General features: G+C 73.0%; 8 protein-coding genes. 4 read left to right on the top strand and 4 right to left on the bottom strand.

Translation table 11 applies throughout. The features are described 5' to 3' along the window. The coding region (locus C2L59_RS30490; RefSeq protein ID WP_146060458.1) for a TNT domain-containing protein at positions 1-428 on the top strand (428 nt) is incomplete at its 5' end. 46 nt (positions 429-474) lie between these two features. Here the strand turns inward: C2L59_RS30490 and C2L59_RS30485 are convergent. After that, entirely contained in the window at positions 475-1,062 is a 588-nt protein-coding gene (locus tag C2L59_RS30485) for a pentapeptide repeat-containing protein (RefSeq protein WP_103352986.1), read from the bottom strand. Positions 1,063-1,167: 105 nt separating this feature from the next. On the opposite strand from C2L59_RS30485, the gene C2L59_RS30480 reads away from it, so the two are divergent. From C2L59_RS30480 to C2L59_RS30470, 3 genes are all read left to right on the top strand, one after another. Next, entirely contained in the window at positions 1,168-1,974 is an 807-nt protein-coding gene (locus tag C2L59_RS30480) for a helix-turn-helix domain-containing protein (protein ID WP_103352985.1), read from the top strand. A gap of 88 nt (positions 1,975-2,062) precedes the next feature. Then, on the top strand, positions 2,063-2,371 hold the full coding sequence (locus C2L59_RS30475) for a thioesterase family protein (RefSeq protein WP_370444796.1): 309 nt from the start codon (positions 2,063-2,065) through the stop codon (positions 2,369-2,371). 31 nt (positions 2,372-2,402) lie between these two features. Continuing rightward, positions 2,403-3,131 (top strand): class I SAM-dependent methyltransferase, encoded by a 729-nt coding sequence (locus C2L59_RS30470; RefSeq protein WP_103352984.1) that lies wholly within the window; start codon positions 2,403-2,405, stop codon positions 3,129-3,131. Here C2L59_RS30470 and C2L59_RS30465 read toward each other — a convergent pair. The 3 genes from C2L59_RS30465 to C2L59_RS30455 are packed head-to-tail and all read right to left on the bottom strand — an operon-like array spanning position 3,124 to position 8,807. After that, the gene (locus C2L59_RS30465) at positions 3,124-6,429 is read right to left on the bottom strand and encodes an error-prone DNA polymerase (protein ID WP_103352983.1); all 3,306 of its coding nucleotides are present in this window, start codon (positions 6,427-6,429) and stop codon (positions 3,124-3,126) included. The two genes, C2L59_RS30470 and C2L59_RS30465, sit on opposite strands and share 8 nt — an antisense overlap. Next, entirely contained in the window at positions 6,430-7,242 is an 813-nt protein-coding gene (locus tag C2L59_RS47210; protein ID WP_146060457.1) for a hypothetical protein, read from the bottom strand. It lies immediately after the preceding gene. A gap of 2 nt (positions 7,243-7,244) precedes the next feature. Beyond that, entirely contained in the window at positions 7,245-8,807 is a 1,563-nt protein-coding gene (locus C2L59_RS30455) for a DNA polymerase Y family protein (protein WP_199199325.1), read from the bottom strand. Positions 8,808-9,150 lie beyond the last annotated feature (343 nt).

Raw genomic sequence — 9,150 nt, 5'->3', positions numbered from 1 at the left:
CCCCGCCCCTGCTGCCGCGCCGCGAGGAGCCGGCCCGGCCGGCCGTCAACGGCGGTGGCGGCGGTGGCCAGCAGCAGTGGCCGATCTCGCCGATGGCGGGTGAGCCGCCGCTGACGCTGTTCCGCGGCAAGGAGCTGCGTGAGCTGCCCGCGGGCAGCGAGCTGGACCGCTTCGGCGGCCCGAACGGAAACCTGACGTACGCGGCGGGCACGCCGTTCGCCGAGCGGTCGCTGGTGCCGGAGTGGGTCAACCGCCCGTACCACGTCTACCGGGTGCAGCGGCCCCTGGAGACGCTGGCCGGCGTCGCGATCCCGTGGTTCAACCAGCCGGGCGGCGGGTCGGCGTACCTGCTGCCGGCGTCCATCGAGGAGCTACTGGCCGAGGGCGACCTGATCGAACTCGACCCGGGCGATCCCCCGATCGACTGAGTGCGCGGCGAAGGCCCCGGCAGCTGCTGCCGGGGCCTTCGCCGTATCAGCGGATGATCAAGCCGTGCGCGGCGGCGAACGCGATGGCGGTTTCGACGTCGACCTCGGCGCCCCGCAGGTCGGCCTGCACCAGGGCGTTCGCGTCGAACCGCGCGCCGCGCAGGTCGGCACCCTCCAGCTTGGCGCCCTGCAGGCGCGCGCCGGTCAGATCGCTGCCGCGCAGGTCGGCGCCGGTGAGGTCGGCTTCGGTCAGGTTGGCCTCGCGCAGCCGCAGCCCGGACAGCCCGAGCCGGCGCAGCCGCGCCTTCGAGAACGACGCGAGGGACAGGTCGCACTCGGTGAGCGCGATCCCGCCGAACCCGCTGTCGGCGAACGACGAGCCGAGCAGCGAGCACGACGTCCAGCGGCTCTCGGCGAGCACGGTCCGGTCGAAGGTGCACGACCGGAAGGCGGAGGCGTCGTGCCGCGAGCGCGACAGGTCGGCCCGGCTGAACAGGCAGTCGTCGAAGGTGCAGCCCCGGGTCCGCAGCCCGCTCAGGTCCGCCCCGGTGAAGTCGCAGCCGGTGAACTGCCGCTTTTCCCACCACTGCCCGGACAACACCGCTTCGCGGTAGTCCTCCCCCGTCTCCAGCACGGCCCCAGGGTGCCACACGCGTCGCTGGGCCTTCACACCCCGGACGTAGTTCTCCGGGCGCATCTTCGGCGTCGAAAGCCTGCTTCACCGCGGCATACTGGGCTCATGGGAGTTCCGCTGCGGCCGGTGGCGGCGCGGTCGGTGTACCGCGAGGTTGCCCCACCACCCGCGCTCGCGGACGTCCTCGCCTGCGGCTGGCACGGGCAGACCGGCTGGGCCCGGCCCTTGCGCGTGCTCCCGGACGGCTGCGCGGACCTCGTCTGGGACGGCGAGGCGCTCACGGTCGTCGTCACCCTCGGCGCGCCTTTACGGCTGTGGGTCCCGGCATCGGCGTCCCGTGTCGGGGTACGGCTGCGGTGTGGGGCCGCGGCCGCCGTGCTGGGCACGTCCATGGCGGAGCTGCCCGCCGTGACCAGGCTCGGCGACCTCTGGGGCGCCGACGCCCGGCGCGCCGAAGAAGCCCTCGCGCGCACCCCGGATCCTCTGGCGCAGCGCGGAATCCTCGAAACGCTCGTCGCCCGCCGGAACGGCGTGCCCGACCGGCGGGTGCTGGCCGCCGTCCAGGCCCTCGGCACCCGGACGTCCGACATCGCCGTGGGGCTCAGCGAACGCTCGTTGCGGCGGCACTTCGTCCACGCTGTCGGCGCCGGGCCGAAGCAGCTGCAGCGCGTCCGGCGGTTCCAGCGGTTCCTGCGCCTGCTGGAGCCCCTCGCGGCCGGGCGGGCGTCGCTGGCCGGCGTCGCCGCCGGGCTCGGGTACGCCGACCAGTCCCACCTCGGGCGCGAATGCCGCCGGCTCTCCGGTTCCTCCCCCGCCGCGCTCGTGCGGGTGGCCGAAAAGTTCCAGACGCCGGCGCCCGCCACGCGCCACGATCGTGCGCATGTTCCGAGTCACCATCGCCGTCCGCGCTGACGACATCGACCGCAACGGCCACGTCCGCGGCCCGGCCTACCTCGCCTACGCCGACCACGCGCGCTGGGTGTGAGTCCAGGCCGCCGGCATCGACCCGGCCGAGCTGGCCGCCCGCCGGATCGGCCCGGTGAACCTGGAGACCACCGTGCGGTTCCACCGTGAACTGCCCCCGCACGGCGAGGTCGGCGTCAGCTGCGAATTCCACTGGGGCACCGGCAAAACCTCGCGGGTGACGCAGGAGTTCCACGCGCCGGACGGCACGCTCGTCGCCTCGGTGTCGTCGGTGTCGGGGCTGCTGGACCTCGACCGGCGACGGCTGCTCCCCGACCCCGGCGCCTGTTGGCGGGAGCTGGCCGCCCGCCCCGAACTGCTCGGCCTGGGGCCGAAACCCGGGTGAACTTTCCCGGCCGGCTCACTACCGTGGCGCCGTGCCCGACCACGACTACGTCGATCCGTACCTCGCTTCGCTCTACGACGCGATGAACCCGCGGGAGAGCAGCGGCGACTTCGCGTTCTACCTGCCGATGATCATGGCCGCGGAAGCCGTCCTCGACGTCGGCTGCGGCACCGGTTCCCTGCTGCACTGGGCGCGCGAGTCCGGCCACGAAGGCCGGCTCGTCGGGCTCGACCCGGCCGAAGGCATGCTCATCCAGGCCCGCCGCCGAAACGACGTCGAGTGGGTGCACGGCGATTTGTCGACCACGTCCTGGGCCGCCGAGTTCGGCTTCGCGGTGATGACCGGGCACGCGTTCCAGGTGCTGCTGACCGACGACGAGCTGCGGACGACGTTCTCGGCGATCCGGCGCGCCCTGAAGCCCGGCGGCCGGTTCGGTTTCGACACGCGCAACCCGGCCGCCCGCGGCTGGGAGCGCTGGACGCCTTCGAACGTCTGGGAAGCCGGGGACGTCCGCTCGTGGAACGACGCCGGGCCGTTCGAGAACGGGTACGTCACCTTCACGACGACGTACGAAAGCCCGGCCTGGGACGCGCCGCAGTACAGCGAAAGCACGTTGCGCTTCCTCGACGTCCCCGCGCTGAACGGGTTCGTCGAAGAGGCCGGGCTGGTCGTCGACGAGCAGTACGGCTACTGGGACCGCACGCCGGTGACCGACGCGAGCCCGGAAATCGTCACGATCGTGCGGCGCCCCCTCACCTGAAGTCGCGCGACTTCGCCTTGATCCGCATCGGCAGCGCTTCGACGCGGTCGGCGAGCACGCTGACCACGCCGTCGGCCTTCTCCACCACCCCGCGGATCAGCAGCGCCGAGCTCGCGCGGGCGACCCGGTGGTAGCGCTGCCACAGGCCGAGCGTGCAGATCACGTTGACCATCCCCGTTTCGTCTTCGATGTTGAGGAAGGTGACCCCGCCCGCGGTCGCCGGGCGCTGCCGGTGCGTGACCGCCCCGCCGACCAGTACGCGCGCACCGTCGTCGAGGTCGGCCAGGCCGCTCGCCGGGACGACGCCGAGCTCGTCGAGGCGGTCGCGGATGAACTCGGTCGGGTAGCTGCCGGGCGAAACGCCGGTCGCCCAGACGTCCGCCGCCGCGACGTCGAGGCCGTCCATCCCGGGCAGCACCGGCGCTGGCGCACCGACCAGGCCGGGCAGCTTTTCCGGGCGTTCCCCGGCGACCGCACCCGCCGTCCACAGCGCCTGGCGGCGGTCGCCGCCGAACCCGGCGAACGCACCGGCCGTGGCCAGCGCCTCGATCTGGGGCGTGGTGAGCCGCACCCGGCGGGCGACGTCGGCCATGTCGCGGTATTCGCCGTTCGCCTGCCGCTCGGCCACGATCCGCTTCGCGACGTCTTCGCCGATCTTGCGCACGGTGCTCAGGCCGGTGCGCACGTCGTGGAACGTCCCGTCGCCCGCCTCCAGCGTGGCGTGCGGCAGGCTGCGGTTGATGTCGGGGCCGTGCACGGTGACGCCGTGGCGCCGCGCGTCGGCGACCAGCGACTGCGGTGAGTAGAACCCCATCGGCTGCGCGCGCAGCAGCCCCGCCAGGAACGCGTCCGGGTGGTAGAGCTTGAAGTAGGCGCTCGAGAAGACCAGGTGCGCGAAGCTCAGCGCGTGGCTTTCCGGGAAGCCGAAGTTCGCGAACGCCTTCAGCTTCAGGAAGATCTTCTGCGCGAGTTCGGCCTCGACGCCGTTCGCGGCGGCGCCGTCGAGGAACCGCTGCCGCAGCCGGTCCATCTTGCGGTCCGACCGCTTCGACCCCATCGCGTGCCGCAGCTGGTCGGCCTCGGCCGCGGTGAAGTTCGCGACGTCCAGCGCGATCTGCATCATCTGCTCCTGGAACAGCGGCACGCCCTTGGTCTTGTGCAGCGCCTTTTCCAGCAGCGGGTGGTCGTAGGCCCACTTCTCGCGGCCCTGCTTGCGGCGGATGTACGGGTGCACCGAGCCGCCCTGGATCGGGCCGGGCCGGATCAGCGCGACCTCGACGGCCAGGTCGTAGAACTCGCGCGGCTGCAGGCGCGGCAGCGTCGCCAGCTGCGCGCGGCTTTCCACCTGGAACACGCCGATCGCGTCGGCGCGGCACAGCATGTCGTAGACCTTTTCGTCGGCGAGGTCGAGCTCGGCGAGGTCGACCTTTTCCTTCTTGTGCTCCTCGACCAGGTCGATCATGTAGTGCAGCGCGGAGAGCATGCCGAGGCCGAGCAGGTCGAACTTGACCAGCCCGGCGGCGGCGCAGTCCTCTTTTTCCCACTGGATCACGCTGCGGTCGGCCATCCGCGCCCACTCGACCGGCACGACCTGGCTGACCGGCTCGGCGCACATGACCATCCCGCCGGAGTGGATGCCGAGGTGCCGCGGGAAGTCCTCGAGGGCGAAGGCGAGCTGCACGACGTCGTCCGGGATGTCGTGGTCGTGGTCCTTTTCGGTGCTCTGCAACGGACCCCAGCGGTCGATCTGTTTGCTCCAGGCGTCCTGCTGGCCCGGTGAGTAGCCCAGGGCCCGCGCGGCGTCGCGGACGGCCGAGCGGGCGCGGTAGGTGATCACGTTCGCGACCTGGGCGGTCCGGAGGCGGCCGTGTTTGCGGAAGACGTACTGGATGGCCTCTTCGCGGCGGTCCGACTCGATGTCGAGGTCGATGTCGGGGTAGCCGTCGCGGTCCGGGGCGAGGAAGCGCTCGAAGAGGAGTTCGTAGGCGACGGAGTCGACCTTCGTGATGCCGAGCGCGTAGCAGACGGCGGAGTTCGCGGCCGAGCCGCGGCCCTGGCAGAGGATGTCGTGCTCGCGGCAGAACCGGACGATGTCCCAGACGATCAGGAAGTAGCCGGGGAAGCCGAGCTCTTCGATGATGGCGAGCTCGTGCTTGATCTGCTCGTTCGCCTTTTCTTCGTGTGGCTTGCCTTCGAAGCGTTCCTTCGCACCTTCTTTCGTCAGTTCCCGGAGATAGGTCGTCTCGGTGTAGCCCGCGGGGACGTCGAACGGCGGCAGCTCGGGCGCGATCAGCTTCAGCGGGAACGCGCATTCCATCCCGAGCAGCGCGCTGCGCCGGACGGCACCGGGGTAGCGCCGGAACAGGACGTCCATCTCGGCGCCGCTGCGCAGGAAGGCCGTTCCCCCGGCCGGCAGCCAGCCTTCGAGTTCGTCGATCCCCCGCCGCGCCCGGATCGCGGCGAGCGCATCGGCCAGCGGCGCGCGTTCGGGCCGGGCGTAGTGGGCGGCGGTGGTGGCGACGGTGGGCAACCCGAGCTCGCCGGCGAGCTGCGTCAGGAGGTCGTTGTGGGTGCTGTCGAGCGGCTGGCGGTGATCGGTGAGCTCGACGTAGACGTGATCGCGCCCGAAGCGCTCGACCAGTTCGCCGAGTTTCTCCGCGGCGGCCGCCGGGCCGCGCGTGACGAGGGCCGAGCGCACCGCGCCCTTGCGGCAGCCGGTCAGCACCACGCACTGCCCGGCGACCTCCTCGGCGACCGCACCGAGGTCGTAGCTCGGCCGGCCCTTTTCGGCCTGGTGGTGGATCTGGCCGGCGGTGATGGCGCGGCAGAGGGCCCGGTAGCCCTGATCGCCGCGGGCGAGCAGGAGGAGGTGCTCGCCTTCGGGGTCGGGGACGCCGTTCTGCGGGCCGTGGAGGCCGAAGCTGAGTTCGGTGCCGAAGACGGTGTCGACCCCGAGTTCCCGCGCGGCCTCGGCAAACCGCACGACGCCGTACATGCCGTCGTGATCGGTGAGGGCGATGGCGTCCAGTTGGAGCCGAGCGGCCTCCTCGACGAGCTCTTCGGGGTGGCTGGCACCGTCCAGGAAGCTGAAGTTGGAGTGGCAGTGCAGTTCGGCGTAGGGGACGCGGACGGCCTCACCGCCATCATCGCTCCCGCGGGCCGGGAGGTCATCGGGCCGGTGGTAGCCCTCCCGGCGCCGGCCCCAGGCGGGGCTGTCACCGTGATCGCCGGGCGGAAGGCCGCCGGCGAGGGTGCGAGCGAGGTCCTTCCACCGGACGGGTGGGTTGTTCCAGCCCATTCAGTGACTCCCGGGCTGGTCTCGCCGCTGTTGCCCACTCTCGCGGCGGCGGCGGTGCCAGTTGCTCGGGTGGTTCCAGCGGGAGCGGGCTTCGGCTTCGCTCATGGGGTCCGGTGTCCGGGTGGCCGGGTCGTTCGTGCCCGCACCCGGCGGCTGTGTGCGGCGGCTCGCGTTCGTCGGGTGGTTCCAGCGGGAGCGCGCCTCGGCATCGCTCATGCGGCAGCCGTTTTCGCGGGATGGGCGCGGGATGGGCAGGGCGATCACCGGGCAGACCCAGCCGTCGTCCTCGGCGGGTACGTCGGGCAGGTACCCGCGGACCGTCCAGCTGCCGTCGCCTGTGTCCGGGTCGGCTGGTGTGGGGTGGGGAGCTTGGGGGCGAGGGTCCGGGAGGTGGTTGTGGGCTGCGCGGGCGCCGGGCTCGGGGAGCCGGTCGTGGGCCGCGCGGGCACCGGGCTCCGGGAACCGGTCGTGGGCTGCGCGGGCGCCGAGCTCCAACTGCCGGTCGCGAGGCGCCTCGCCGCCGACCTCCGGCAACCGGTCGTGAGCCATCCCGCCGCCGGACTCCGGGAGGCGATCGTGGGCTGCCCGGCCGCCAGGCTCCAGGAGCCGGTCGTGAGGCGGCCGGGCCTCGGGCTGCGGGAGCCGATCTTGGGCGGCGCGGGCGCCGGCCTCCGGAAGGCGGTCGTGGGCCGCGCGGGCGCTGGGCTCCGGGACCTCCCGTAGCCACTCGCGTTCGTCCGCCGGGCGGTGCGGGGTTGGCCCCGGCTCGGCGCGCAGCCAGTTTCGCAGCCGTTGTGCGTAGTTGTCGTCCATGCTCAGTCGTACACTCCCTCGACCGTCCACAGTGGATTTTCCGTGCCTGCGCAGTGCACCAGCACCGCCTCGGATGGCTCGTCTCGCTCGCCGGCCAGTACCAGCTGCAGGCGTGCGCGTGGCGGGCCCGGCCGGCGGCGGTCGCCCGCCAGGGGCCACGGGCCCGCCCAGCCCACGACCTCCCGCCCCGCGGCACCCGCGATGCTGAGCCGTCGCGGGGACGATGTCAGCTGGTCGCGGGCCGTGATCCCGACGGGGCGGCCGCCGTCGTCGAAGACCTGCGCCGGCACCGGGCGGTCGAGGACCGTCGCCGGCGACGGGGTCGGCAGCCGGCCCGGCCAGGGCGCGTCCGGCGGGGTCGTCCGCTCGCGCGGGTCGCCCCACGGCACCAGCCGCACCCGGCCCGCGGGGTCGCGGCCGCCGTCGAGCACCGGCGTCACCACGCCTTCGGGCCCGAGCAGGCCCTGGACCCGCACGAACGCGCGGGCAGCGCGCTCGTCGCCTTCGTCGGAACCACCGTTGCGCCACAGGTCCAGCTGCAGCGAACGCCCTTCGACGATCTCCTCGGGTTCCAGCCGCAGCCGCACGACACCGGACGTCGGCCGCTGCCCGGTCGCGGCCCGCAGCCAGCCCTCGAACTGCCAGCGCACGCGGTCGGCGACGCCGGACGGCGTCAGCGGTTCCGCGCACCGCCACGTCCGGCCGAGGTGTTCGCCGTCCTCGGTCACCGCGTGGATGCCGAGCCGGGTGCAGGCGAGGCCGTGCCCCGCGAGCCCGGCGCAGAACCGCGCGGCGAGGCCCTTGGCGAGGAACGCCGCAACGTCGACCCGCTCGACGACCGGATCGAACTCCTCACTCAGCGTCAGCTCCGGCGGCGGCTGTCGACGCAGCGGCGGCCGTTCGGAGCGACCCTGCGCCAGCCGGTGGGCGAGCACGCCATCGGCCCCGAACCGGTTGACGACATCGCGTTCGGCGAGGGCAGCGAACGCCCCGAGCGTCTTCAACCCGAGCCGGCGCAGCAGGTCGACCAGTTCCGCACGGTCGCCCCCGGCCTGGTCGAGCTCGGTGACGGGCAGCGGCGCGAGGAACTCGGCAACGCACCCGGGTTCGACGAACGCACCAACCCGCGCGGCGAGCGTCGCGGCGAAGAGCCCTTCGGAGACGCCGACCTGGCATTCCACCCCGGCGACGGCCGCAACCTCGTCGAGAAGCCGCTCGACGAGCGCGTGTTCCCCGCCGAAGTAAGCGGCAGCACCGGCAACGGGCACGGCAACCAGCCCCGGCCGCACAACTTCGACGCCGACGACAAGCCCTTCGACCGCCCGCGCGACGGCCTCGAAGAGCCGGGCATCCCGCCCGTCATCGGCCGCGAAGACGGCCAGTTCGGGACAGTTCGACTGCGCCTCCCGCCGCCGCATCCCCCGCCGGACGCCGCCCCGCCGCGCGGGGGCGTTGCAGGCAACAACCCGGTTGGCGCTGAAGACGGCAACGGGCTGAGTGACGGCAACCCCGCCGGCGGCCGCAGCGGAGACGGCGGGCCAGTCCGGACACCACAGGACGAGCATCCGCGTGGCGGCATCGGAGGTACCGCGCTGGGCCGGGACGGTCACGCAACCACCCCCGACAGACGCCGGCCCACGTACCCAGCCGGTCGGCTCACGTACCGGAAGAGTCGGCTCGCGTACCCGGACCGTCGGCTCGCATACCCGGCTGGACGACCCACGTCCCCCGAGGGTCGGCTCGCGTACCCGGACCGTCGGCTCACGTACCCGGACCGTCGGCTCGCGTACCCGGACCGTCGGCTCGTGTGCCTGGTGAGGCATCTCGCGTGACTGGCGGGGCAGCTCGCGTGACTGGCGGGGCCACACGCGTGACTGGAGGGGCATTTCGTGTGGCTGGAGGGGTGAG

The sequence above is a fragment of the Amycolatopsis sp. CA-128772 genome (assembly GCF_002904295.1).
Classification (GTDB): Bacteria; Actinomycetota; Actinomycetes; order Mycobacteriales; family Pseudonocardiaceae; genus Amycolatopsis.
This window is presented reverse-complemented; position numbering and strand designations above follow the sequence as displayed.